At 49.6% G+C, this 25,798-nt stretch carries 20 protein-coding genes; 5 read left to right on the top strand and 15 right to left on the bottom strand.

All coding sequences use genetic code 11. The features are described from left to right. Positions 1–20 precede the first annotated feature (20 nt). From argH to argC, 5 genes are all read right to left on the bottom strand, one after another. A complete protein-coding gene (argH, locus tag SG35_RS03260; RefSeq protein ID WP_044832919.1) occupies positions 21–1,895 on the bottom strand; it encodes an argininosuccinate lyase in 1,875 nt (624 codons plus the stop codon). Position 1,896: 1 nt separating this feature from the next. Then, positions 1,897–3,138: an argininosuccinate synthase gene (locus tag SG35_RS03255; protein ID WP_044832920.1), complete on the bottom strand. Its 1,242-nt coding sequence runs from the start codon at positions 3,136–3,138 to the stop codon at positions 1,897–1,899. A gap of 81 nt (positions 3,139–3,219) precedes the next feature. After that, positions 3,220–4,140: an ornithine carbamoyltransferase gene (locus SG35_RS03250; protein WP_044832921.1), complete on the bottom strand. Its 921-nt coding sequence runs from the start codon at positions 4,138–4,140 to the stop codon at positions 3,220–3,222. Between the two features lie 65 nt (positions 4,141–4,205). Further along, complete coding sequence (gene argB, locus SG35_RS03245; protein ID WP_236702593.1) at positions 4,206–5,000, bottom strand: acetylglutamate kinase; 795 nt, start codon at positions 4,998–5,000, stop codon at positions 4,206–4,208. Between the two features lie 10 nt (positions 5,001–5,010). After that, positions 5,011–6,114: an N-acetyl-gamma-glutamyl-phosphate reductase gene (gene argC, locus SG35_RS03240; protein ID WP_044832923.1), complete on the bottom strand. Its 1,104-nt coding sequence runs from the start codon at positions 6,112–6,114 to the stop codon at positions 5,011–5,013. Positions 6,115–6,376: 262 nt separating this feature from the next. On the opposite strand from argC, the gene argE reads away from it, so the two are divergent. Continuing rightward, positions 6,377–7,525, top strand: a complete 1,149-nt coding sequence (gene argE, locus SG35_RS03235) for an acetylornithine deacetylase (RefSeq protein ID WP_044832924.1) — start codon at positions 6,377–6,379, stop codon at positions 7,523–7,525. Positions 7,526–7,568: 43 nt separating this feature from the next. Here the strand turns inward: argE and SG35_RS03230 are convergent, their stop codons facing one another. The 4 genes from SG35_RS03230 to metB all read right to left on the bottom strand — a co-directional run bounded on the left by SG35_RS03230 (position 7,569) and on the right by metB (position 13,895). Further along, complete coding sequence (locus tag SG35_RS03230; protein ID WP_236702594.1) at positions 7,569–9,032, bottom strand: hypothetical protein; 1,464 nt, start codon at positions 9,030–9,032, stop codon at positions 7,569–7,571. 216 nt (positions 9,033–9,248) lie between these two features. After that, on the bottom strand, positions 9,249–10,133 hold the full coding sequence (gene metF, locus SG35_RS03225) for a methylenetetrahydrofolate reductase (RefSeq protein ID WP_044832926.1): 885 nt from the start codon (positions 10,131–10,133) through the stop codon (positions 9,249–9,251). Next, positions 10,133–12,589 (bottom strand): bifunctional aspartate kinase/homoserine dehydrogenase II, encoded by a 2,457-nt coding sequence (gene metL, locus SG35_RS03220; protein ID WP_053043049.1) that lies wholly within the window; start codon positions 12,587–12,589, stop codon positions 10,133–10,135. The genes metF and metL overlap by 1 nt, the downstream gene beginning before the upstream one ends. Positions 12,590–12,593: 4 nt before the next feature. Beyond that, on the bottom strand, positions 12,594–13,895 hold the full coding sequence (metB, locus tag SG35_RS03215; RefSeq protein ID WP_084692736.1) for a cystathionine gamma-synthase: 1,302 nt from the start codon (positions 13,893–13,895) through the stop codon (positions 12,594–12,596). 168 nt (positions 13,896–14,063) lie between these two features. On the opposite strand from metB, the gene metJ reads away from it, so the two are divergent. Together metJ and SG35_RS03205 are read left to right on the top strand one after the other, a co-directional pair. Then, positions 14,064–14,393 (top strand): met regulon transcriptional regulator MetJ, encoded by a 330-nt coding sequence (metJ, locus tag SG35_RS03210; RefSeq protein WP_044832927.1) that lies wholly within the window; start codon positions 14,064–14,066, stop codon positions 14,391–14,393. A gap of 545 nt (positions 14,394–14,938) precedes the next feature. After that, positions 14,939–15,709, top strand: coding sequence for a PEP-CTERM sorting domain-containing protein (locus tag SG35_RS03205; protein ID WP_044832928.1), 771 nt, complete (start codon positions 14,939–14,941; stop codon positions 15,707–15,709). Between the two features lie 376 nt (positions 15,710–16,085). Here the strand turns inward: SG35_RS03205 and ctlX are convergent, their stop codons facing one another. Further along, a complete protein-coding gene (ctlX, locus tag SG35_RS03200) occupies positions 16,086–17,027 on the bottom strand; it encodes a citrulline utilization hydrolase CtlX (RefSeq protein ID WP_044832930.1) in 942 nt (313 codons plus the stop codon). 190 nt (positions 17,028–17,217) lie between these two features. Then, positions 17,218–17,670, bottom strand: a complete 453-nt coding sequence (locus SG35_RS03195) for an Lrp/AsnC family transcriptional regulator (RefSeq protein ID WP_044832931.1) — start codon at positions 17,668–17,670, stop codon at positions 17,218–17,220. 193 nt (positions 17,671–17,863) lie between these two features. Here SG35_RS03195 and SG35_RS03190 point away from each other — a divergent pair, with 193 nt between their 5' ends. Continuing rightward, positions 17,864–19,354, top strand: a complete 1,491-nt coding sequence (locus SG35_RS03190; protein ID WP_044832932.1) for an alanine/glycine:cation symporter family protein — start codon at positions 17,864–17,866, stop codon at positions 19,352–19,354. 18 nt (positions 19,355–19,372) lie between these two features. On the opposite strand, the gene SG35_RS03185 is transcribed toward SG35_RS03190, so the two are convergent. Continuing rightward, entirely contained in the window at positions 19,373–20,293 is a 921-nt protein-coding gene (locus tag SG35_RS03185) for a LysR family transcriptional regulator (RefSeq protein ID WP_044832933.1), read from the bottom strand. 146 nt (positions 20,294–20,439) lie between these two features. On the opposite strand from SG35_RS03185, the gene SG35_RS03180 reads away from it, so the two are divergent. Next, positions 20,440–21,630 carry a multidrug effflux MFS transporter gene (locus SG35_RS03180; RefSeq protein ID WP_044832934.1) on the top strand — a complete coding sequence of 397 codons (1,191 nt, stop codon included), beginning with the start codon at positions 20,440–20,442 and terminating at the stop codon, positions 21,628–21,630. A gap of 85 nt (positions 21,631–21,715) precedes the next feature. On the opposite strand, the gene SG35_RS03175 is transcribed toward SG35_RS03180, so the two are convergent. The 3 genes from SG35_RS03175 to SG35_RS03165 form a co-directional block, all read right to left on the bottom strand. Next, on the bottom strand, positions 21,716–22,555 hold the full coding sequence (locus SG35_RS03175) for a bifunctional helix-turn-helix domain-containing protein/methylated-DNA--[protein]-cysteine S-methyltransferase (protein WP_044832935.1): 840 nt from the start codon (positions 22,553–22,555) through the stop codon (positions 21,716–21,718). Beyond that, positions 22,552–23,454: a DMT family transporter gene (locus SG35_RS03170; RefSeq protein ID WP_044832936.1), complete on the bottom strand. Its 903-nt coding sequence runs from the start codon at positions 23,452–23,454 to the stop codon at positions 22,552–22,554. The genes SG35_RS03175 and SG35_RS03170 overlap by 4 nt, the downstream gene beginning before the upstream one ends. A 191-nt stretch (positions 23,455–23,645) precedes the next feature. Next, positions 23,646–25,796 (bottom strand): DNRLRE domain-containing protein, encoded by a 2,151-nt coding sequence (locus SG35_RS03165; RefSeq protein WP_044832937.1) that lies wholly within the window; start codon positions 25,794–25,796, stop codon positions 23,646–23,648. Positions 25,797–25,798: the final 2 nt, after the last annotated feature.

The raw sequence follows: 25,798 nt of genomic DNA, 5'->3' as shown, positions 1-25,798 counted from the left end.
CCTTTATACAGGACAAAAAATCAATTCACCTGGGTGACCTGGATAGCCAAAGGATGGCCGTTGTTTAAGTTATATAACAAGGCGGTTTCATCACAGTTATCCTGACGGTGACATAAATCGCAGTCTTTCATGACTTTTTCCGGTAAATGTTCTTTATTACCCGGCTCAAAGCCTAAACGGGCAAAAAATTCCGGTTTACGGGTTAATACCAGCAATTTGCTTAATGCCAGAGTTTTCGCCCGCTCCAGCAAATGCTCCACCAGCGCCTTACCATACCCTTTGCCCTGGTAATTGATGGATACTCCCAGTGAGCGTACTTCCGCCAGGCCGGTACTGTAGATATACAAGGCAGCGCAGCCGCATACCTGGCCGTTGACTTCAATTACGGCAAAATCACGGATAGATTTGATCAGCTCATCTTCCGCCCGCGGCAGATTTTCCTCTTTCGCCGCCCAATAGTCCACCAGCTTGCTGATGGCGCGCAGGTCGGTGAGTTTCGCATCCCGCACCAGGTAATCCGAAGTGCCCAGATTATGGCGGTACTGGGCAATAATATTGCTGACAGGTTGCTTGCCTGTGCCGCCGAGGATGTTACGTTTATCCACCAGATACTCAAGTTCCAGCACCGGATAGACATCCTGCTCAATCAGCGGTGAAAACTGTTTGAGTTCATCCAGACGCAAGCTTTCAATCGGCTCCTGCTGCTTGATGGCATAAAGTACCACTTGCCCGGAGATTTCATGAGCAGTTCTAAAAGGCACGCCTTTATCAACCAGGTAATCCGCCAGCTCAGTGGCATTGGCATAACCTTCCCGCGCTGCTTTCTGGCAACGGGCGCTGTTGATCTCGATGGAATTGATCACTTCTCCCGCCATCACCAGGCAGGAATGCCATTGACCAACGGTTTCAAATAGTCCTTCCTTATCTTCCTGCAGATCTTTGTTATAGGCCATGGGCAAACCTTTAAGGGTCACCAAAAGTCCCTGCAAGGCGCCATAAACCCGGCCGCATTTGCCCCGGATCAGCTCCAGCGCATCGGGGTTTTTCTTTTGCGGCATCAGGGATGAGCCGGAAGTGACCTGATCCCCTAAAGTAATAAAGTTCGCTTCCCCGGAATTGAAAAAAATCAAATCCTCGGCAAAACGGGATAAATGCATCATGCTGGCACTGGCGGCAAATAAGATCTCCAGCACGAAGTCCCGGTCGGAAACCGCATCCAAACTGTTAACACAAGGACCGTCAAAGCCCAGCGACTGCGCCAGTTCATAGCGGTCGATGTCATAGGTGGTGCCCGCCAGTGCGCCGCTGCCGAGCGGACACTGGTTCATGCGCTTACGGGCATCCGTTAAGCGGCTGCTGTCACGCTTGAACATTTCAATATACGCCAGGCACCAGTGGGCGAAGCGGATAGGTTGCGCCCGCTGCAAATGGGTATAACCGGGCAAGATATGCTCCTGGTTATTTTCCGCCAGGGTCAATAGCTGCTGCTGGCAGCTATTTAAGGCATCAATCAGGATATCTACCTGTTCACGGCTCCATAACCTGAGATCTGTAGCCACCTGGTCATTACGGCTACGGCCGGTATGCAGTTTTCTGGCGATATCACCAAGCTGTGTGGTAAGCTCTGCTTCCACCCAGCTATGAACGTCTTCGGCACCGGAAGTTAAAATATCGCTTTCGCCGGCGGCAACTTTAGCGGATAAGTCCAGCAGCGCCTGCTCCATCTGCTGCTGCTCTTCCAGCGTGAGTACGCCCGCCTGCTGTATCGCTTTCGACCAGCCGATAGAGCCCTGAATATCCTGTTGTACCAATAAATGATCAAATGGCAGTGAATCATTAAATTCCTTGAAAATATCACTACTCGCGGTTTTAAACCGTCCACCCCATAAGGCCATATTACTTCTCCCCGCCTTTTGCATCAGTTTCGTGTAACGCCGCTATCCGGCTGGATAAGCTGAACAAACGGATAAAACCTTCGGCATGTTTTTGATCGTAAACGTCATCGGCACCAAAGGTGGCAAACTCCTCGGAATAAAGGGAGTAAGGCGAACGACGCTGGCTTACCACCGCCTGCCCCTTAAAGAGCTTGACCACGACATCGCCGGTCACTTTTTCCGCCAGTGAGTTTGCTGCCGCCAGCTGGGCTTTCGCCAGCGGCGTAAACCAGCGGCCATCGTAGATCACATGGGAGAATTCCAGCGCCACAGATTCACGGAATTTTAACGATTCTTTATCCAAGATCAGGGTTTCCAGTCCTTTATAAGCCGCCATCAACACCGTGCCACCCGGGGTTTCATAACAGCCGCGGGATTTCATGCCCACCAAACGGTTTTCGACAATATCGATACGGCCCACCCCGTGGGCGGCAGCCTTGTCATTGAGATACATCAGCGCCTGATATGGGGTCAATTGCTGGCCGTCCACCGCCACCAGCTGTCCCTGATCAAAGCTTAACATCACGGTTTCCGGGGTATCCGGCGCTTCCAGCGGGTCTACTGTCATGGTCCAGACTTCTTTTGAAGGCTCACACCAGGGATCTTCGAGCTCGCCGCCTTCGTGGGAAATATGCCAGGCATTGGCATCCCGGCTATAGATTTTCGTCAGCGATGCCGAACAGGGGATATCACGTTCGGCCAGATAAGAGAGCAGATCTTCACGGGAGACCATATCCCACTCCCGCCACGGGGCAATCACTTGCAGCTGCGGCGCCAGGGCGGCAAAACAAGACTCAAAACGTACCTGATCATTGCCTTTACCGGTACAGCCGTGACACAAAGCATCCGCTCCCACTTTCAATGCCACTTCGACATGGGCCTTGGCAATCACGGGACGGGCCATGGAGGTCCCCAGCAGATACTGGCCTTCATAAACGGCGCCGGTTTTTACAATCGGATAAATATAGTCTTTAACAAACTCTTCCTTTAAATCCACCACATGACACTCGCTGGCGCCGGAAGCAATGGCTTTTTCCACTATGCCTTCAAGCTCTTCTTCTCCCTGGCCGACATCGGCGCAAAAGGCCACCACCTCACAGCCGTGATAATTTTCTTTTAACCAGGGAATAATGGCCGAAGTATCCAGACCGCCGGAATATGCCAATACCACTTTTTTGATTTTCTGCTCTGTTTGTAAACTCATCTTACTCACCCAATTCTTGAAACTTTGCCTGATAAAAGGCAGATAAAAACGTATAAATCTTGTCTATGCTGAAATCCGGGCTTATGCCGGCTCCGCCAGCAGGGTTGCCAATACCGCATTTTGCGCCCACATACGGTTTTCCGCCTGGGAAGTTGCCACCGACAATTCGCTGTCAAACAACTCAGCGGTGATCTCCTGGCCCAAATGGGCGGGCTGGCAATGCATCACCACTTTAGCCCCGGCGCTGTTCATTAATTCATGGTTAACCTGATAGGCAGCAAAAGTTGCCAGGATATCTTCCACCTTGGTTTCATCTCCCATGGAGACCCAGGTATCGGTATAAATGGCATCTTGCCGGCCAAGCGCCTCAACATTTGCAGTAAGCGATAACTGACTTCCTGAGGCTTGAGCGATTTCTTTGGCCTTATTGAACATCTCGGCCTGGGGGCCAAAGCCGGTCGGGCATACCAGGGTGAAATCAACCCCTAAAGTGGCGGCCATCAACATCAAAGAATTAGAGACATTATTGCCGTCGCCGACATAGGCCAGTTTCACCTGGGACAGGTCGGCAAAGTTTTCCGTCAGAGTGACAAAGTCCGCCAGCGCCTGGCAGGGATGGTATAAGTCGCATAAGGCATTGATCACAGGTTTACCGGCATGTGCCGCCAGCTCTTGCAACACCTGGTGCTTAAACACCCGTGCCACTATGGCATCAGACCAGCAGGCAAGGTTTTTGGCGACATCCGATACCCGCTCACGCTCACCCAGCTGGCCATTTTGCTGGCCGATATATAAGGCATGACCACCGAGTTTCTGGATACCGATATCAAAACTGATATGGGTTCTCAGGGAAGGTTTTTCGAATAACATCACCACGGATTTTCCCGCCAACAGGTTCTGGTAATCCGCCGGGTTTTGTTTCATTTTCAAGGCTAAGGTGATGAGCGATTTCAGCTGAGCCTGGTTTAGCTGATCATCGGCTAAAAAGTGTTTTAACGACATAATATATTCCTGCCTGACGGCACTAAGTATCTAAAAATTCTGTTTTTAAAGAGGGAAGCTAAGGATTAGCTATCCGGCTGAATGCGGGTGCCTATGCCATCGCCCTTGAGCAAACAAAGAATCTGCTCGGGCGATTGCCAGCTGGCAACCGCGATACTTCGTCGTAACTGGTTGGCGGCCTTAAGGGCGGCATTCACTTTAGCAGTCATGCCGCCGGCGATAACCCCCTGCTGGATCAACTGGCTGGCCTGGCGGGAATTCAAGGTTTCCAGGTAATGGTTTTGTGCATCTTTAACGCCGTTGACATCCGTTAACAGCAAAAGCTCGGCATTAAGCAACTGGCAAATCACCACGGCGGCATCATCGGCATTGACATTGACCAGCTCGCCGTTATCGAGTGCACCAATAGAGGCAATCACCGGCAGGAAATGACCGGAAACTAAGCTATCGAGCAGTTTACTGCTGTTGGGACTTGGCTTACCTACCGAGCCCAGCTCACCGTCCGCCAACTGGCAGGCCACCATATCGCCATCACACAAAGACAAGCCCACCGCCGGGATATTGAGTTTGGCTGCACTTGCCACAATAGACTTGTTGACGTGACCCGCCAGCGCCCCGCTGATCACCGGGATCTGGGCCTTGGGGGTAATGCGCAAGCCGTTTTTTTTCTCTGTGGTAAAACCCGATTGCTCAAGCATCTCATCCACGACACAGCCGCCGCCATGCACCAGTACCACCGCCTGATCTTTAAGCTGACTGATAACCTTAAGCAGCGCCTGTAATGCACTGGCCTGGTTTAAGATAGCGCCGCCAATTTTGATCACCAGCGGCTTTTTATTAAGCGTTGTTAACTTGTTCACGTCCCGTCTCCTATACCTTTGTGCTTGGCGCATGAGAGACCAGGCTGTAATCATCGCCCGGCCCGCTTGATATTTGCGGCAACAAGCCATAATGATCCGGTAAGCCCATGGCGATATTGGCGCACTGCAGTGCCTGGGCCGCCGCCCCTTTAAGCAGGTTGTCTATGGCGCAGGCGACTACCAGCACCTGTTTGTCTTCATCGTATTGCCAGTGAAGATCGGCAAAAGGCGTATGGGCGACATTATCGATTTTTGGCCAGGCATCAAGCAATCTGACTAAGGCTTTATCCTGGTAGGCATTATTAAAAGCGGCATTCACCTGCCCCCCGGTCACCCCGGATTTTAACTGCAACGTCACGGTAGCAAGCAGGCCACGCTTATAGGGAGCCAGGTGAGGATTAAAAATCACCTCAACACCGGCTTCCTGGCTGATTTCCGGCTGATGCCTGTGCTGCAAAATATTGTAGGGCATCAGGCTGACTTCATTAAAATTACTCGCTAGTGAGGCGGTTCTGCCGGCCCCGCTCACGCCGCTGATGCCGTTGACCACCACCAGGGAGTTTTCCAGCTGAAGTGCATTTGTTATCACGGGTTTTAATGCCAGCAGGCTGGCAGTGGGATAACAACCGGGTACCGCCACCAGATCGGCACCGGCAATCTGCTCATGCTGCCATTCCGCCAGCCCGTAATGGGCCAAACTCAGGGTATTGATGTCCTGGTGTTCGAAACCATAATATTGGGGATAATCCGCCAGCTCCTTTAAACGGAAGCCGCCGGAGAGATCAAACACCTTAATGCCGGCCTCAACAAAAGCACCGGCCCATAAGGCACTGAATTCATGGGGAGTAGCAAAGAACACCGCGTCCAGGGCATGCTCTGCATCTTTATGCTGCTTATCTGATATAACAGTATCAAACCAGGTTTGAGAAAAAGACTGCAGGGGTAAATCACAGATCCCCTGCCACCGACCATGCAAGGCGGCGAAAGTTTTCCCAGAGGAAGCACTGTTCTCTGAAACCAGCAAATGCTGGATGGAAATATTATCGTGTTGGCAAAGCAAGCCAATTAACTCGGCGCCGACATAACCACTGGCACCAATAACCGCAACCTTCATATTCACTCCGAAAAAAATGCAATTCTATGCAACTAAAAATAACACTCGATCAACAATTCTGTTTATATAAAATACAAAACCTAAAATAAAACCCGGTATAAACCCGGTTTCAATCTGGTTCATACAAATCACAAAAGCTTTATCGTCGTATAGTTGTAGACATTTTTATATTTCCGTAGCCTTATCTGGCAAGGTTATTTACACTGTAGGGAGAATCTAACACCCAATGACTAGATATGCAACTTTTCAGCATAAATATATTATGAAAAATTTACCTGATTTTACCGACTCTCTGAAACAACTGATCGCCAGCCCTTCCATCAGCTCGACACAAAGCAGCTGGGATCAGGGAAATCTTGATATTATCCAATTACTTGCTACCTGGTTTGAACAGCTGGGGTTTAGTATTCAGATACAGCCAGTGCCCCATAGCAATAATAAATATAATATGCTGGCCAGACTCGGCAGCGGCGAAGGCGGGTTATTATTGGCGGGACACAGTGATACCGTACCTTTTGATGAAGACCGCTGGCATTCCGATCCCCTGAGCCTGACCAGTAGAAATGATAAATTCTACGGCCTGGGCACCTGTGATATGAAAGGCTTTTTCGCCTTTATTCTCCAGGCCAGCCGTCAACTTGATGCCAAAAAACTGCAAAAGCCTTTATATGTACTGGCCACCGCCGATGAAGAAACCACTATGGCCGGGGCACGTTTTTTTGCCCAAAGCCAGTTGATCAAACCCGATGTCGCCATTATCGGCGAGCCCACCAGTTTAGTGCCCGTGATAATGCACAAGGGACATATGTCGCACCGCATCACGGTCCAGGGACAGTCGGGGCATTCCAGCCAACCGGCATTGGGGGTTAATGCCATTGAAATCATCTACCAGGTCATCGGCCGCCTGATAAGGTTAAAAGACACCTTAGAGCAAAATTACCATAACGACGCCTTTGATGTGCCTGCCCCTACCCTGAATCTGGGGGCGATACAAGGCGGCGATAACGCCAACCGGATCTGCGGCTTCTGCTCTTTGGATTTAGATCTGCGCTCCCTGCCAGGTATCAGCGATGACGAACTGATCCACTGGCTCAATGATAGCCTGAAAGAACTGGCCGAAAGCTACCCTGGACGTATTAACATCGAAGAATTGCATCCCAGCTCTCCCAGCTTCGAGCAGAAAAAACCCAGTAAACTCATCAGCCTGGCGGAAGAAATCAGCGGCCATCAATGCTGCGCGGTAAACTATGCCACCGAAGCCCCCTATATCCAGCAGCTGGGATGCCAGACCATAGTTCTGGGGCCGGGTTCTATAGAGCAGGCGCATCAGGGAGATGAATACCTGGCGTTTGATCAGATCACTAAAACTGAAGAGTTGCTGATGAAAATGATCCAACATTATTGCCTGTAGGGCTTAGTCAGCAACTGTCGGGGCCGGGTAAATAAAGCACGGATTACTGGGCTTTATTCCACAGCTTTTGATTTTCCTTAATAGAGAAGAACTCACCGGCATGCCAGCAACGGGGGATAAGTTCAAGGTTCTCCCTTTCCTTATAGTTGGAGGCCAGTAACTCCAGGATTTCCATCAGCCTTTTTTTACTCATGGTGGCCAGGTTACTCGCCACCGCCGACAAATACAGATTGTCTTCACACTTGACAATAATATCCAATCCGCGGCTGATAAAACTCAGTTGCCGGGTGGCCGCCCGGCATAACGGCTGCTCGGGGTTTTCCGGGTATAAGCGGTTGACTATGGCATATTCATACCTGTCCAGGGCTTTACCGTCGCTGTCCCGGGGAATATAGGTAATGCCGAATCCCTGGGGGTACATGCCGGTAATACGGTATAAGCTGTCCACCACCGCCTGGCTGCAGGTGCCGCGTTCGGCATTTTGATTCAGGGCCTGGTAGGCCTTAGGCAGGAGTTTATAGTTATATTTAACCTTGGTAGATAGAATAATAGAAGTATAAATTTGCGGTACTTTCAGCAGGTTGCCTATACCTTTTAACGGATTGATGCTGGTTTTCAGCAAATGCTTGATAAAAAATATTTTCTTGTGCTCGGCCTGGTTAAATTTATCCCGCTCAACTTTTGAATTGCCGATGTATTGGGTCAAACCTATGCCGTGTACCAGGTAATCTATGGTTTCCCGGTAACTGATTTGCAGCAACGCCTTGCGTGACTCCATATCCAGCGTCCGACAGGGATCAAGCTTACCATCCTCCCCGTAAATAATTTGCTGGGCATCCGGATGATAATGCCCGATATCCTGAATCAGAGCCGCCATGATCACCGGAATTTTCACTTGCTGGATATAGACCTTATAGTTTTTCGGATCCAACTCGTGATATTCGGCATATTGCTCCGGGGGAATATCGGTCAGATATTGGCTGATATAAGGCTCGGCAACAATCTTATCCATGCATAACCTGTCTAACAGGCGCAACGCCAATACTGCTTTATATAAAGCCTTATGCTGTTCGTTTAACTGGGCAACCTTTTTCCCTTCGGTGGGGCTGATTAACTGGAGTGTGCCGAGAAACTGGGCAGATTTCCGGTTGGTTTCCTCAATATCCTCCGCTTCACACAAAGCGAGTAGCTTATGGCAGGTTTCAAGCAGATTTTCATTGCGTTCATTACGCTCGAGCCTGAGCTGTAACTGAAAGTTTCGCTGCTCCCTCTCCAACTTATGCAACTTTTGCTGCAAAGCCGCACTTTCTTTGCCGCTGCCTTCCTCTATCTTGGCTTTTATCTCCTCCAGTTGTTGCTGATACTTATCTGCTTGAACGCTTTGCTGCGCCTTAACTTCAAAATAAGCCATTGCCCGCTCGAGAAGAGAATCTTTTAGCTGGCTGCGACCATAGGTGCGCTCAATCAAAGAACGTACCTGCTGGGTAAAGTTGGTTTCACTGGTCACATTAGCCACTTTATTATTGCATTTATCCCGGCACGGCAGAAAAAGGTACTAGTAATGCTAGTTAATTTTTCGCCAATAAACAAGGAGATCCCTCGTTAACGGCAAAACGGCGGCAAGGGCAGAAAAATGCCCGCTTCAAGAGGTTTAAAAAGGTTTTCAGCGCCTGATCTCAGCTATAATTGGCTGTGAGGATCAGGCGCCGGAGCGGTTAATTCCTTAAGGACGTATGCCTAAAGTATGACAAATGGCGTAGGTCAGTTCCGCCCGGTTTAAGGTGTAAAAATGGAAGTTTTTTACCCCTTCCTTATTCAGTACCTTGACCTGCTCCATGGCTATATTGGCCCCGACCAGACGCCTGGTGGTTTCATCGTCATCGAGCCCTTCGTACATTTTCGGCATCCAGCTAGGTACATGGACATTGGTTAAGCCGGCAAAACGTTCCAGCATTTTATAGTTGGTCACGGGTAAGATACCCGGGATAATTTCCACATCTATGCCCACGGTCACACAGCGATCGCGAAAACGCAGATAAGACTCGATATCAAAGAAGAACTGGCTGATGGCCCGGTTGGCGCCCGATTCCACCTTGCGCTTTAAATTCAATAAATCAAATTGCGGGTTTGGCGCTTCCGGATGCCCTTCCGGGTAGGCGGCAACGGAAATATCAAAGTCTGCCACCGACTTTAACAGTTCCACCAGATCGCTGGCATACATGCTCGGCTTTTCGCTGCTGTTGGGCAAATCCCCACGCAGCGCGACAATATGGCGAACACCGCTTTGCCAGTAATCTTTGGCGATTTGTACCAGCTCTTCCTTACCGGCATCAATACAGGTCAAATGCGGAGCGGCAATTAAGGCGGTATCTTTTTGTATGCGTTTGATCACATCATGGGTACGGTCCCGGGTGCCGCTGCCGGCACCATAGGTTACGGACACAAAGCTGGGCTTTAACGGCGCCAGGCGTTCAATTGAATTCCATAAAGTAGTTTCCATCTCAGGGGAGTTAGGCGGAAAAAATTCAAACGATACCTGAATGTCTTTACTGATCTCACTTAAACTGCGGTTTAACGACTCAACTTCTCTGGCGTGGCTATAGCCCATTAGTTTATCCCCTTAAGTGTTACTTGATGTTGTTTGTTCACCAGTTGCCGGCAGGCTTTTACCAGATCTGAATGTAATCCCCCTGCGGTAACATCCCGCCCGGCTCCCGGGCCGCGAATGATCAAAGGATTATCCCGATACCAGTGGCTTTTGATTTGAAAAATATTGTCGCAGGGGGTCAGGTTGGCAAAGGCATCATCGCGAGCTAAAACCTCCAGCGAGACTCCGGCTTTGACTTTGCCCTGCTCCAGCGAGAACCTGGCAATATAACGGATACAGGCTTGCTGTTCTTTTGCCTGCCGGTATTGCTGCTCGAAATAACCGTCGAGTGCATCCGCTTGTTGCAAAAATGCCTCAGTACTCAGCCCTTGCAAGGATTCCGGCACCAGGTTCTGGCAATTGATATCTTCAAGTGATAATTCAAAACCCGCGGCCCGGGCCAGGATCAATAACTTGCGTTGCACATCCCGCCCGGAAAGATCTTCCCTGGGATCCGGCTCAGTGATCCCCTGTGCCAAGGCTTCTTTTAACAGCACAGAAAAAGGCTTCTGTGCATCGTAATGTTCGAATAACCAGGACAAAGTACCGGAGAAAACTCCGGAAATTTCCGTGATCTGGTCGCCGCTATAGATTAAATCATCAAGGGCATAGTTCACCGGCAAACCGGCACCGACTGTGGTATTGCCCAGCCATAAACTGCCGCTTTTCCCGGCCTTATTTTTTAACGCCCGGTAAGTGTCCGTACTGGCAGAGGCCGCCCACTTATTGGCGCCGATCACATGAATGCCTAAGTCGAAAAACTCATCATAAAGAAAACTGAAGGCTTCACTCGGGGTAATATCCACCAGGATCATCTCATCATAAGGGTGATGCTTAAGCCAGCTCACCAAGTCTTGATTAGTATAGTCTGTGGCCTGTTCACTGAAATCCGCCAACGCCGAGCTGACATCCAGGCCGTCGGTATGGATCAGGGCTTTTTTAGAACTGACCAGGCCCACCAGATGTACATTTTCCAGCGCAGGTACCCGGGCTAACTGGGCCGGCAGCAGCTCAAGAAAGCGCTGGCCGATATTGCCTAAACCGGCCACTACCAGGCCAAGGTGACGGGCATCTTTAACGATTTCGTGATGAACCTTGTTTAATAATTCAGGTGTGGTTTCTTGCGGCAGAAGGGCGATAATGCTGTGCTCCTGCTTAGAATTAACAAAGCGCAGCACCCGGTCATTTTTCAGGGCACGCTTAAAGCGGCCATAAATATCCAGGCGCAAGGCTACCTGATAACCCACGGCAGCAATTAAACTCACCGGGGTGAAAATCACTTCAGCGCCAAGCACAGCCAAAGCATTGGTCAAGGCTTGTTGCTGTGAGGCTAAGATCACCAACTGTCCCTGTTTTTTATCGCTATAGACAGGTGAGAGTTCAGCAATAACATCAGCCGCCACGCTGCCTTTAAGGGCTTCACAGCTGACCAGAAGTAAATCATTAAGGTGGGTCACCGACAATTCCTGACGGGCAATCTGGCCAAATTCGCCGATTTCCGTTGCCGCCGCTTTAGTATCAAAACTGCTGGCTACATGTAAATGACTGCCGGTGCCGCTGAAATCATCCGTTAACGGTTGCAAGGTTTTCTTATGTAAAACCGGGTTGCCCAGGCGTCCTAACTCCCGCGCAACGGCATTGGGCAAGCGGTGCAATTTGCGGGCAGCAGGTACCACCCTGGGGTCGGCACTATAGATGCCATCGACATCCGTCCACAGGGTGACGTTTTTCGCCGATAATAGAGACGCAAGAATTGTTGCCGAATAATCACTGCCGTTTCGCCCCAAAGTACAAGAGTTGCCCGCCTGATCTTTACAGATAAACCCGGTGATCACCGCCAGTTTTTGCCCCTGGCGGCTGTTTGCTAAATTGGCTTGGCTTACCGGATTATCGACCCGGCATTCCCGCGCATTATTAATCACCAGAAAATCCCGGGCATCAAGATAATAACTGCGGCAGATACGCTCATTTAATAAAGCCGATAATAACCGGGCTGACCATACTTCCCCCAGGGCGAGGATATCGCTTTCAAAGGCAAGCGGATTATCACTTAACCAGGCAACCAGCTGATTGATATCCTGCTCTAACTCTCCCGCCAGGCGACTGGCATTGTCGGCATTCAATAAGGCAAAAATCAATGCGCTTTGCTGCTCTTTCAGTAAAGCCAGTGAGGTGTCCAATAACTCGCCGCTCAGGGCCAGCTGATGCAGGGACAAAAGCAGATCTGTGGTTTTGCCGTTCGCAGAAACCACTATGATGTCATTAAGCTGGCAGTGCTGACGGATAATGGAGATCACCCGCTCGATACACTCGGGCGTTGCTAAACTGCTGCCACCGAACTTATGAACATTAACGCTGTGTTTTTCTAAGTTATTTTGAGCAAAATCAACTTGCTCCAGAGTATTTATCTGAGTCATTTTTTTACCACAAGCTCGCCAGTGCAGGATTAAAACTAAAAGGTTTTGTTTGCTGATCATTATCTGCCACAACCCTCAGGCCTGGCTCTGAGTTGCTTGCAGTAGATGCCTTGTCAGTAAACTTTTTTTCAGGGCCAGTATTATCGAGGCCTGACTGGCTGGCAGTTAACCCGGCATCAAGATCGTTAATAATGTCGTCGATATCTTCTATACCGACAGAAATACGCACCAGCGACTGGCTGATCCCCGCCACTAACTGGGCTTCAAGATCCATTCCGGCATGGGTCATGGTTGAAGGATGGCTGATTAGGCTCTCCACACCGCCTAGGGACTGGGCCAGGGTAAACAGGGATAAATTGTCAAACAGGACTTTAACGGCTTCGACACCGCCTTTAACTTCAAAACTGAGCATACCGCCGAAAGACTTTTGCTGTTTACGGGCAATAGCATGGCCGGGGTGATCCGCCAGGCCGGGGTAATACACCTGCTCAACCGCCGGGTGTCCGGCTAAAAACTTGGCCACGGCATCGGCATTGCTTTGATGTTGCTTCATTCTGATCGGCAGGGTTTTCAGGCCGCGTAAACTCAAATAGCTGTCAAAAGCTGAGCCGGTAATACCGATACAGTTTGCCCACCAGGCCAGCTGCTCTCCCAGCTCTTTATCTTTTGTGACTAATACGCCGCCGACAACATCGCTGTGACCATTGATATATTTAGTAGTGGAATGAAAAACTATATCCGCGCCCAGCAATAAAGGTTGCTGCAACACCGGGGATAAGAAAGTATTGTCGACCGCCACCAGGGCACCGGCTTTTTGGCTTGCTTCGGTAACCGCTTTAATGTCCACGATCCTAAGCAAAGGATTGCTCGGGGTTTCAATCAAGACCAGTTTAGGTTTTTGCGCTAAGGCTTGCTCGAGGGCATCACTGTCGTTTTGATCCACCACAACCAATTTGAACAGCCCTCTTTTTTCCAGGTGGCTGAATAGGCGGTAGCTGCCGCCATAGCAGTCGTGGGGGATCACCACGAGATCATCCACGGCCAATAGCTGACACAATAAATGCACCGAAGACATGCCGGTACTGGTGACTATGCCATGGGCGCCCTGCTCCAGCTCCGCCACCGCCTCGGCAAAAGTCGCACGGGTGGGGTTGCCGGTGCGGGAATAATCAAACTCGCGCTTTTCGTTAAAGCCGGTTAAGGAATATGTACTGGATAAGTGAATTGGCGCAACCACAGCACCATGATGCTTATCATTATTTATACCTGCCCTGACGGCAATTGTTGCTGTTTTGTTATTAGCCATTTCACTCTCGATTTACATTTGGATGTTTGGACGTCTAAAACTCTAAACGTTTAGATTGTTGGGGTCAAGATCTTTTTAGCCATCTAAACCTCTACACATTCGGATGTTGACTCACAGCCCACAACCAGTACAATTTACCCTGGGAAATTTAGAATATGAGGTAAGTCGATGGCAGAGTGGAATGCCGAATACATTAATCCATACGCCGAGCATGGGAAAAAAAGCGAGCAGGTGAAAAAAATCACTGTTTCTATCCCTTTGCGTGTTTTAAAAGTATTAACGGATGAAAGAACCCGTAGACAAGTCAACAACTTACGTCATGCGACTAATAGTGAACTATTATGCGAAGCTTTTTTGCATGCCTTTACCGGACAACCGTTACCGGACGATGCAGACTTAGCCAAGGATAATAATGAGAAATTACCGGCAAGCGTAAGAAAAGCACTTGAAGCAAAAGGTATAACTGATTTCAGTATTTACGAAACAGAAGAAGAATAATATTCCATACCATAGCTGCCCTTGAGCTAATAATTTAGCAGGCAGATAGCTGACAGATATTAATACAATAAGTTAAGGGCGCATTTTGCGCCTTTTTATTTACACGGACGTAATGTATACCATTAATGCAGGAGGCATATTCATGGTGATTTACAGGGCTGTTCTAATAAACAAGGTAAACCAGCTTTAAACCCGCCCACACCCAGCACTTACTTTTAGAGGGAAACGGCGATATCTTGCTTTACTCACCCTCCCGGTAACCAAACAGCACTAAGCCGCCAAATGAATACGGAAAAATAACCAGCCCAAAACATCAAGGCAATGCATAAACTTTACCGACTATTCACCTCATTAGTACACGATTAACACATTGTCAAATATCTTTACATTAATTTAATCCCCTACAAACACAAAACGAGTAACAGCATGATTTTGTTGAGTTTTTACATGTTGGCACAGGAATCGCTAAACGGAGTTCAGTAATCAAGTTGCTTAGTGAGCTGTCAGGCACGACACCAATAACAAAAGACATAAAGGAATATCACATGAAATCTAACTTCTTAAAAACTGCTGTAGCCGGCCTAATCCTTTCTGCCAGCACTTTAGCGAGTCAAGCCTATGCAGGCGCTATCGACTTAAATTCCTGGTCACAGCAGGGCAATGCCGGTAACGGTAACTGGACAGTTGCTCCTGACGGCTCTTCGGTTGTGCAGTCTATCAACGGCAACCCTACCTTTTTTGTCAGTCCGGAATCTTTTATCAATAAAGAGTTTACCGGTTCTTTTGGTGTAGAAACCTCCAGTGACGATGATTTTGTCGGTTTTGTTTTCGGCTACAACGGTCTGGACGACTTCTACCTGTTTGACTGGAAACAGGGTACACAAACGGTGAACGGTCAGGTAGGTTATGAAGGTTTTACCTTATCTAAAATTTCTGCCGGCGCCGATGTTACTTCATTAAACGGTTTATGGGGCCATAACGGCACAGGCATTACCGTTTTAGATACAGATTACGGCAGTGACCGCGGCTGGGCAGATAATACCGTTTACGAATTCACTTTGGGTTATACCGATACCGAAATCAATATCGGCATCAACGGCGGCGACTTCGTCAACGAGCAAATTTTCAGCATTTCAGGTTTGAACAACCAGGCCGGCAGCTTCGGCTTTTATAACATGTCTCAGGCAACCGTAAGATACAGCGGTTTCGAAGAAGATACCTGTACCGAAAATTGCGGTACCGTACCTGAGCCTTCTACTTTAGCCATTTTTGCCTTAAGCCTGATGGGTATCGGTGCCCGCCGCTTTAAAAAATAAAAGCTTATACTTAGATAAGTAATCAATTGATAAGCCCCCACTGAAAAGGCATCCCTCCCGGGATGCCTTTTTTACATACAGGATGTATGGTATGGAGCGGCTTCATGGACGAAGAGGAGCTTACATACAGGATGTATGGTCAGTTTACCGGCTCCCGGCGTAAACTAAGTACTTGCATCCCTGCAAGCAATGAAGCGACTTCATGGACGAAGAGGAGCTTACATACAGGATGTATGGTATGGAGCGGCTTCATGGACGAAGAGGAGCTTATATACAGGATGTATGGTCAGTTTTACCGGCTCCCGGCGTAAACTAAGTACTTGCATCCCTGCAAGCAATGAAGCGGCTTCATGGATGAAGAGGTAATACTTCAGCTCTACCCAGCCAGGGATTCACTTTTTCGCGGTAAATGTATACCCGCCAGCATACAACGGATAGAACCGCCCGCCAGCTCTATGGTGGAGACATCCAGCGGCACAATTCTTACGTATTTTTCAATCCTACTTATTTGCTCCGGGTTTAGAGAATTAAAGGCCGTTTGCGATATCGCCAGGATATTACCCTGCGCTGTCGCCAGCTCCAGGGCATTACCGGCAAATTGCCTGATCTGAGCCAAAGTAAGCTCTATCACCTCCCTGCCCCCCAGTTGCAGATTCTGCATCACCCGACGGCGTTCACCCCCGTCTTTAATCAGCTCAGAGCCAATCATGACAAAGCCGGTGCCGATACACATCAAAACATTGGTGTGATAGACATCTACATTGTTTTCATCGCTGGCATGAAAAGCCACTGCCTGATAGTTAAAATCCCGGCAAAAGTGATTAAGCAACCAGTCACTCATGCGTTTCGACTTCACCGCATAGGCAATACGGTTTATATGATCCAGTACCATGGCTCCCGTGCCTTCCAGAAAAAGTCCCTGACTTTCAAAGCGGGCATAATCAAAGGTTTGTCTGACCCGGTATTCCCTGCCAAGCTGGGCCAGAATATCCTCCCTCCTTTCCCGACGACGGTTTTCACAATACATGGGATAAATGCCCACAGCCCCGTTTTCATGAGTACTGAACCAGTTATTGGGAAACACGGAATCCGGCGTGGTTCTGGTTTCATCATCAAATAAAATCACCTTAACCCCGTGCCGGGCCAGGATTTCTGCGGCGGTATCCACCTGCGCCAGGGCTTTGCTTTTAATATCGCCATCGACGGGGGCTTGGTGCCTTTTTTGAAAGGCATTATCTGCCGCTGTTTGTGGATTAGGACAAAAATGATGGGGACGGATCATGACCACGGCGGCCGGTGCCTGATGGTAATTTTTCATCTTGGCTGACTCCTGGAGCTAATGAGTAATTTCTGGAAAATATCTATCTGGGGAAATTATGAAGAAAAAGAAAACTAAAATTTAGTGCAAGAATTAGATTAAATTGCTTAAAAAGTTAGCAAAGTGAGCACACAGAATAACACTCTGCTAATAACTTACTTTGATCTGTCACCAGGGCGCTACTGATCCTCTACAACTCCTGCGAACTGATCCTGTGACTCGACAATAAAATGCTGGTTTCCGAAGCAGAAACTTCATTGATATTACGTATCCGCCCCAGCACCTGGTCAAATTCTTCCAGTGATCTGGTTTGCAATTCGGCAATCATATCCCAGCGGCCGTTAGTAGTATGAATGGCACACACACTCGGCTCAGCCATGAGTGCCTGTTTGATATTTTTAGTGGAAGTGCCTTTAAGTTCAATATTCATCAAGGCGCGGATCAAAGAGACCTGTTCGTTGGTTCCCGGCGAAACCAGGGCGGTATATCCGGTGATCACTCCCCTTTTTTCCAGGCGGTTAATACGGTTTTGCACCGTGGCACGGGAGACATCAATGGTTTTCGCCAGTTGGGAAACCGAGGTCCTGGCATCCGCCCTTAGCAGGCTGATTAACTGCCGATCGATATTGTCCAAATCACTCATTATGCTACCCAAGCTATACAAATTGCTTACTATATTAGCAATATTAATCAAATATCAGGCTAATTAATAGCACAAGTCTGTGGCACAATGAGATTTAACGAAAAGAGTAAATAAGCACTCACTAAAAACAGTAACGGCTGATGGCAAATAAGCTGACACTGCAATCAGGCCAGCTAGTTACCGGGATAATAAGATGAAAAAACTACTCTCAACGATTTTATTGCTACTGCCGGGCATGCAGGCCCGTGCGGCAGACTTGTCCATCGACCAGCAGATAGACCAGCTACTGCGTCCGGTGGCGGCGCTTTTTACCGGCATTATTTTTTACAGCGTAGACATCGCCGGCACGCAATTCCCGTTAATCGTGCTCTGGCTGATCGCCGCCGCCGTGGCTTTTACCGGCTATTTTGGTTTCATCAATATTCGCGGCTTTAAACACTCATGCAAGGTGATCAAAGGCGATTATTCCGATCCAAGAGATCCCGGTGAAGTCAGCCATTTTCAGGCCTTAGCCACCGCCCTTTCAGGCACCGTAGGTTTGGGCAATATTGCCGGGGTGGCCATTGCCGTGTCCATCGGCGGCCCGGGTGCCACCTTCTGGATGATCATCGCCGGCTTTATGGGCATGTCGACCAAGTTCCTCGAATGCAGCCTGGGGGTAAAATACCGGGTGATCACCGCCAAAGGCGAGGTACACGGCGGCCCCATGTATTATCTAAAAACCGGCCTGGCGGAGCTGGGCTTTAAAACCCAGGGTAAAATACTGGCGAGTTTTTTCGCGGTATGCTGCGTGGTTGCTTCCCTGTGCGGCAGCAATATGCTGCAGTCAAACCAGGCCTATCAGCAGTTTGTGGTCGCCTTGGGCAATACCGGTTTCTGGAGTGACAAAGGCTGGTTATTCGGCGCGATATTGGCGGTGATTATCGGTGTCGTGATCATAGGCGGCATTAAAAGTATCGCCAAAGTAACCTCCAAAGTGGTGCCGCTGATGGCGGGACTTTATTTGTCTGCCGCCGTGTTTATTCTTATCTATCATTACAGTGAAATTCCCCGTGCTTTTGGCCTGATCATCAACGGCGCCTTTAATCCCGAGGGTGTCGCCGGCGGCATTATCGGTGTGATGATCCAGGGCTTTAAACGCTCGACTTTCTCCAGTGAAGCCGGGGTGGGTGCGGCCTCTATCGCCCATGCCACCGCCTCCACCAAAGAGCCTATCCGCGAAGGTTATGTCGCCCTGCTCGAGCCTTTTATCGATACTATCGTCATTTGCACCATCACCGCCCTGGTGATCGTCATCACCGGCGTTTACCAGAGCACAGACGGCCTGGACGGCGTTGCCCTGACCTCAAGCGCCTTTGCCAGCGTGATCTGGTGGTTCCCTTATGTACTCAGCGTGGCGGTATTGATGTTTGCCATCTCCACCATGATTTCCTGGGCCTATTACGGCTCTATTGCCTGGGGTTACCTGGTGGGTGACTCTAAAATTTTAGACCTGTGCTATAAACTGATCTTTTGCCTGTGTACCGCCATCGGCGCTTCGGTGAGCCTGGATGCGGTGATCGCCATTTCCGATTCTATGTTCTTTTCCATGGCCATAGCCAACATCATCGGCCTTTACCTGCTCGCCCCCGGTATCAAACAGGATTTAAAGGCCTATCAGGCGAAATATACCGCGAAAAACTGACAATACAGTCCTTATCCGCTACTTAACGACATTATTGATGATCAGCTGCCGCAGCCACTTGTGGCCAAGATCCTGCTCGAAATGCTTATGCCACATCAGCACGTAGGCCCCCGGATCAAATGCCACCGGAATAGGCAGAATACGCAGCTTAAAGCTGGCGGCCAGTTTAGTGGCATGCCGCCCCGGCGCACATAAGATCAAATCGCTTTGTTCGCATAAACTCATGGCGCTGTGAAAGTCCGGCATATGTATGGCAATATCGCGGTCGAGCTTTTTAATGCTGAGCACATCGTCAAGCAACCACTTATTCATACCGCCGATCGTCACCTGGATATGGCGATATTTTAAAAAGGTATCGATATCCCAATCCTGCTGCAACGCCGGATGATCTTCGCGCAGCAGGCACAGGGAATTTTCCCTAAGCAGCTCAACATGGCTGAGCTCGGTGGGAATATCTTTAATATGCACCGGCGAGCGGCTGTCCCATTCCCGACAGGCAATGCCCATATCGATTTCACAGCTGAGCAGCTGCTGCATACTGTGTTCATTCCAGGTACTGGTTTTTAAACTGACATTAGGCGCCTGGGTCAGCAAGTCAGGCATAAAAAACGGAAACGTTAGCGAATAGGCCATATCCGGCATATGAATATGAAAGCGGCGCTGGCTTTGCCCCGGCTCAAAGGACTGCGGCCGGGTGAGTTGTTCCAGCTGCTGGATCACCTGGCGCAATTGCGGCGCCAATTCAATCGCCCTGGGGGTGGCTTTTAGCCCCTGGGCACTGCGCTCAAACAAGGGGTCGGCAAACATATCCCTGAGCCGGGACAAGTGTTTACTCACCGCCGACTGAGTAACATTTAAACGCTGGGCGGCAGCGGTCACATTCAGCTCTTCCAGCAGCACCGCCAGTACCTTCAATAAATTTAAATCCAGTTTGTTCATCCTACCCCCTCAACACCACAAGATAACCCGGCAGTTGCCACCTTACCTCAAAACATTCCAAGCAGGAATAATAGATACAATGATAATTCATTTCTGCTCATAACTCTAATCCCCTATACTGACCCCGTTGACCCCAGGAGAGAGAAATGACAACACGCAATTCCCTGCCACTGCTTATGCTGATGGTGATTTTTAGCCCGCTGGCTATCGATATATTTTTACCGGCCTTACCGGTAATGGCACAAGACTTTGCTGCGCCTATGTCGCAAGTACAGTGGAGTATCAGCGCATTTCTATTAACCATGGGCCTTGGTCAGCTGCTTAGCGGCCCTTTGGCAGACCGTTTTGGCCGCAGGCCGGTTGCCATCACCGGGGTAGTGATTTACGGCCTGTCTTCATTGCTGTGTGTTTTTGCCGCCAGCCTTGAAGTCTTTTTGCTTTTCCGCATGGCCCAGGGCTTTGGCGCCTGCGCCATAGTGGTAGCCGCTTTTGCCTGTGTGCGCGACACATATAATCCGCTACAAAGCGGCGTGATCTACAGTTACCTCAATGGCGCCATTTGCTGTATTCCGGCACTGGCGCCGATACTTGGCAGCGTACTGACCGAGCACTTTGGCTGGCGCAGCAATTTTGAAGTGATGGCGCTTTATGCCGCGGTTGCCGGGGTTATAATGTTCTTTACCTTATCGGAAACCCGCCCCGCCAGCACAGTGCAACCTAAAAAGCTGATCAGCCTGAAAAGTTTTATGCCGATCTTCAAACACCCGGTATTTTTATTTAATGCCACAATCGTCATGCTGATGATGGCGATCATGCTGGCCTTTGTCAGCAGCTCTCCCGCCTGGTTGATGGTAGAGCTAAAGCAAAGCCAGCATAGCTTTGTTTTCTGGTTCAGCCTCAATGCGGCGCTCAATATTGCTGCCTGTTTCTTTGCCCCTAAAGTGCTGACCAAGCTGGGTGCCAGAAACACCATCGGCTTAGGCATGGGCATATTAGTGGCTTCCGGAATTTTAATGCTGGCTTTACAACAGTGGCATCATGCGGCCGCCTTTATGTTACCTATTATGATTTGCTCGACCGGAGTGTCTTTACTGGCAGGTACCTGTTCAGGCCAGGCGCTGTCGCCTTTTGGTGATAATGCCGGTTCGGCTTCGGCACTGCTGGGTTTTCTGCAGATGAGCGGGGCTGCTGTTTTGGTGGCGTTATTGCAGTTATTGCCGTTAAACGCACCACAGCAAATGGCGCTGTTGATATTGGCGATTTTACCTATTTACGCCTTATGGAAGTTGCCAAAAATAAAAAGCACCTTATATCAGGTGCCGGCAGCCAACGTTTAGCCGCACCTTAAGTTAACCTTACACTCAGTTCCCGGCAGCCGCTTCCCTGAACCGGCTATCGCTGTTTTAAAGCAAACAGGCTTAGCTATCCTGTTTGCGCCCGTTCCCAGCCAAGCATAGCGCTTTTACGATCAACTCCCCAACGATAATTGCCAAGCTCGCCATTGCTTTTTATCACGCGATGACAAGGTATCAGGTATCCGATGGTGTTGCTTGCCAACGCCGTGCCTACTGCCCTTGAAGCCCCGGGAGAGCCGACCAATTGTGCAACCTGCGAGTAGGACAGCTGTTGCGAAGCCTGGCTGTTGATAAGCGCCTCCCATACTTTAACCTGGAAGTTAGTGCCTTTAAGCACCAGGTGAATCTTGCCGCGCTCTAGCGGTGAAGCAAATATCTTTTCGCTCAATTGCCCTGCGGCTTCATCTTTTAAGGTAAAACTTGCATGGGGCCATTGCTGGAATAAGTCATTAATCCTGGTTTGTTGTTCTCTTTCAACAAACTGCAAATAACAGATCCCTCTCCCGGTCCAGGCCAATACCGCCTCGCCAAAAGGCGTCGAGGCCACACCATAGTCAATGGCAACACCTTCGCCTGCACGCTTCATTTCACCGGGTGTCATGCCTTCACATGTCACCAAAAGATCATGCAACCTGCCGGTGCCGGACAAACCCAGGGACTGACTGGCCTCAATTAAATTGCTGGTATTTTTTAAAGCATCAATTGCCGCTTGTTTGGTAATAAATTGCAAGAAGCGTTTAGGTGATATCCCGGCCCATTCTGAAAACACCCTTTGCAAATGGTGTTCGCTCATATGCACGGCTTCGGCAATATCGGTAAGCGTTGGCTGCTTAGCAAAATGGCGGTGAATAAAGGCGATAGCTTGTTCAACCACCAGGTAATGGCGATGAGATTCAACTTTATTCATTCACTAATCCCTTTAACTAACGCCTTTTGCCTGTCCGTTTTCCGCAAAGAAAATCCGGTGACAAGCATAGTGCCGGCAATAACCAAAACCGAACCAATAAGCGTGTGTAAACTGATCGCTTCACCTAAAAAGAGATGGCCCCACAAAATGCCAAAAACGGGAATTAAAAACGTTACCGACAGCGCCGACGAAGGCCCTATATCGGCAATCAAGCGGAAATACAATAAATAGGCGATCCCGGTACAGACAACACCAAGCAAAACAACCGAAGTGAAAATATCCATGGCCGGCTCTTGCCTGACAGGAAAAAAAGCTAACAAAGGCAGTACAATAATCGCCGAGGCCCACATGCTGCCATGCGCATTATCAAACGCCGCGACTTGCGGAGCATTTTTGGCGTAGTTTGTCGCTATACCATAACTCACTGAAGCCGCAGTAGCGGCAATGATCGGCAATATCGCCTCTTCACCGATATTGCTAACATCCAAGCCAACCAAGACAGCGACACCAGCAATACCAAGCACAAGGCCCATGGTTACGTTTTTAGTCAGCGCCGTTTTAGTCCAGATTGCAGCAATAATCGCCCCCCATATGGGAGCGGTAGAATTTAATACCGCCAAAGAAGAAACATTTAATACCTGGGCCGAATAGGCAAAGAGCAAAAAAGGTAAGGCAGAGTTAAAAAAGCCGAGGATGAAAAAGTGCTTGCTGTGCGTGACAAACCTGAGCTTTTTCCCCAGATATAAAGCAATAACCAGTAAGGTTATCGCGGCAAAAAAAACTCTCGCCTCAATAAGCACAGCCGGACCGAGCGGGTTTGCCGCTATGCGCATAAAGAGAAAAGATCCCCCCCAAATAGCGGCCAAAGTGATAAGCCTGACCAGGCTCGCAACCGACATAAACATTTTCCTGTATCCCGTGAATGTTTCGATTCTGGAATAAGGCGGCTGGCAATTCAACCCGATTCTTGCTCAATTGCAATGATTGGCCTTTGCTTACAGCCAGGCGAAAAGCAATCTAGACACTTTACTTGCACGCTTTAGGGGCGCATATTAGCGCCCCTGATTTACTTTAAGATTTAAAAACAGCTTTATGGCTGCCACCGGGCATTCAAGCTAAGCCCGGAAAAATCACTGTAACCATAAATACTGATAAACCAGGTAGCTGCCTCCGGGTTATCTTGGCTGCAACTCTCGGTATTACCGTCCACCCAGGGGCGGCAGTCATAAGCAGACGAGGTCGGTTGACTGCCTTTGCGTACATAAAGATCGGCATCGCCGCTGCCGCCGGCAATATTGACTTGCAGTGAACTCATACCGGCAGGCACATCAACACTGTAATGCAACCAGCCCCCTTTGTCCGCAGACAAACCAGACTCACTCAAACCGCCGCAATCACTGCCCTGCTGATACGCCAGCACCAGCTGCGGGCCTGAGCCCATTTCTTTTGAATTCATATCGATACCGTTTGAAGTACCACCCGAAGCAATGACCAGGCCGTTGTTACTGCCTTGTTGCCAGGCATTGACAGCATCCAAACCAGCCTGTCCCAGGGAAATGGTTTTCTCTCCGGTTGAGGAAGCGGTAAAACTGGTCAATTGTGTGCCTTGATGGCCATCACCGGAGACAGAGTTCCAGGTGGCATTGTTTTCATCCCAGCTGTTTTTGCCGCTGTAGATATTGTAACTGCCGGAGGAAGAATTAAAGACGTTAAGCTTAAGGCTGGCGCTGGTAACCGTACTGCAGCCGGGCAACTGGCTCAGGTCAAACTTGATCAGGGTTTGCATTTCGCCATAAGTGCTGCTGAGACCATCCGCCAGCAGGCCATCGCTGCTGCCGTTGTAGTTAGTGTCGGCTTTACTCTTGGCAATAAAAGTATCGTCCGAAGCCCCCAAAGTCATGCTGTTGCCGGCAGCGCCGCTATCAATCACGCTGCGCCGGTCGCTGTTTTGTACCAGGTTTAACTGCTCACCGATACCGTTGGCGTGCCACCAGTCGACACTTGGCGGCAGGGCCAGGGCATCTGCCGCCCTTTGTTCACGGGTTAATGTACCGGCAGAGCTGGTGAACTGGGCGGTACGCACCGTCAGCTGCTCGCCTTCAACGGAAATCACTTTAAACTGCTGGATGCTGGCCAAGTCTATGGTCCAGGATTTGGGATCATTGGCAGAGCGCGCCGGTGCCCCCCAACTGCCCTCACCGACATAAACCGTACCGCCGGAGGTCGTTTCGCTAAAACCGTTGCCGCTTGGTTTAATGGCCTTGGTCAGCTTATTGATATGGGTGTCGGATTCAACCACCAGGTTAAGGGCATGGTCATAGAAGTCCTGCGCCCACCAGTCGAATAACTCGGTATTCTCCGACTTGCCGGTGTAATGCGGGTACATAGGTTTATGGTATTGGGCAAAACGCCAGGTAGCACTGCTGCCCTTAGTGCTTAAGTCATTACTTAACCAGTTGTTCATGGCGCTGGCATAAGAAGACCAGCCGCTGTTTTTAAACTGGCTGTTCAAGGTATAAACCCGAAGCAAAGGCGAGACATTAAAGGCCCCATAGGTATCCAGGGCATTACATTGGCCGTCTCCATTATAATCGACGCCAAATACCTGACATAAGGTCGAGTAGTTGTCGTCCTCATGGTTACCATGGGTTGCCACCATAGGATAAATACGCTTATAAGGCAGGCCGTCTATGGTGTCGTAGGAAAAGGTCAGCTGCCAGTCTTCCAGATATTGATTCATCTCGGAGGCGCTGTTGGCATTGGTGTAGTCGCCGCCGTGCATCACAAACAAAGGGCGGATTTTGGCAAGCAACTCGTTACCGGCACGGCGGTTGGTCCAGCCGGTACGGGTATCGCCGCCGGCAATCACGGTATAGGGGCTATTGTCGGTGGGCGCGGTTTTAAACCAGAGGCGATCGCCACAGCCATTTTGGTCGCACACCCGGTAATAAATCGCGCTGTTGGCATTAAGGCCGGTCAGGCGGACAAAGTGGCTGGTGAGAGAATTATCAAAAGTAAAACTGGCGCTGACCTGGGCGCTGGTCCATAAACTTTCATCTGTGCCGTAACCGAATTTCACATAAGGCGACTGGCTGGAGCCGTCCGGGGAAAAACCGATCACCGCATTGCTGGCAGGATTAGCGTCCCACATCACCCTGTGGTGCTTAGTATCTGCCTGGGCGCTGGATAGAGAGAGTAAGCCTGATGCTAAAACCAGGCCGGTGAATGTTCCTTTTTTCATTG

Origin of the sequence: Thalassomonas actiniarum, from assembly GCF_000948975.2 — a bacterium.
Taxonomy (GTDB): domain Bacteria; phylum Pseudomonadota; class Gammaproteobacteria; order Enterobacterales; family Alteromonadaceae; genus Thalassomonas; species Thalassomonas actiniarum.
This window is presented reverse-complemented; position numbering and strand designations above follow the sequence as displayed.

Excerpts from the sequence above, each read along its gene's own strand:
- argH (WP_044832919.1), bottom strand. The coding sequence starts at position 1,895 with ATGGCCTTATGGGGTGGACGGTTTAAAACCGCGAGTAGTGATATTTTC.
- SG35_RS03255 (WP_044832920.1), bottom strand. The coding sequence starts at position 3,138 with ATGAGTTTACAAACAGAGCAGAAAATCAAAAAAGTGGTATTGGCATAT.
- SG35_RS03250 (WP_044832921.1), bottom strand. The coding sequence starts at position 4,140 with ATGTCGTTAAAACACTTTTTAGCCGATGATCAGCTAAACCAGGCTCAG.
- argC (WP_044832923.1), bottom strand. The coding sequence starts at position 6,114 with ATGAAGGTTGCGGTTATTGGTGCCAGTGGTTATGTCGGCGCCGAGTTA.
- argE (WP_044832924.1), top strand. The coding sequence starts at position 6,377 with ATGAAAAATTTACCTGATTTTACCGACTCTCTGAAACAACTGATCGCC.
- metF (WP_044832926.1), bottom strand. The coding sequence starts at position 10,133 with ATGGGCTATAGCCACGCCAGAGAAGTTGAGTCGTTAAACCGCAGTTTA.
- metL (WP_053043049.1), bottom strand. The coding sequence starts at position 12,589 with ATGACTCAGATAAATACTCTGGAGCAAGTTGATTTTGCTCAAAATAAC.
- metB (WP_084692736.1), bottom strand. The coding sequence starts at position 13,895 with ATGGCTAATAACAAAACAGCAACAATTGCCGTCAGGGCAGGTATAAAT.
- metJ (WP_044832927.1), top strand. The coding sequence starts at position 14,064 with ATGGCAGAGTGGAATGCCGAATACATTAATCCATACGCCGAGCATGGG.
- SG35_RS03205 (WP_044832928.1), top strand. The coding sequence starts at position 14,939 with ATGAAATCTAACTTCTTAAAAACTGCTGTAGCCGGCCTAATCCTTTCT.
- ctlX (WP_044832930.1), bottom strand. The coding sequence starts at position 17,027 with ATGAAAAATTACCATCAGGCACCGGCCGCCGTGGTCATGATCCGTCCC.
- SG35_RS03195 (WP_044832931.1), bottom strand. The coding sequence starts at position 17,670 with ATGAGTGATTTGGACAATATCGATCGGCAGTTAATCAGCCTGCTAAGG.
- SG35_RS03190 (WP_044832932.1), top strand. The coding sequence starts at position 17,864 with ATGAAAAAACTACTCTCAACGATTTTATTGCTACTGCCGGGCATGCAG.
- SG35_RS03185 (WP_044832933.1), bottom strand. The coding sequence starts at position 20,293 with ATGAACAAACTGGATTTAAATTTATTGAAGGTACTGGCGGTGCTGCTG.
- SG35_RS03180 (WP_044832934.1), top strand. The coding sequence starts at position 20,440 with ATGACAACACGCAATTCCCTGCCACTGCTTATGCTGATGGTGATTTTT.
- SG35_RS03175 (WP_044832935.1), bottom strand. The coding sequence starts at position 22,555 with ATGAATAAAGTTGAATCTCATCGCCATTACCTGGTGGTTGAACAAGCT.
- SG35_RS03170 (WP_044832936.1), bottom strand. The coding sequence starts at position 23,454 with ATGTCGGTTGCGAGCCTGGTCAGGCTTATCACTTTGGCCGCTATTTGG.
- SG35_RS03165 (WP_044832937.1), bottom strand. The coding sequence starts at position 25,796 with ATGAAAAAAGGAACATTCACCGGCCTGGTTTTAGCATCAGGCTTACTC.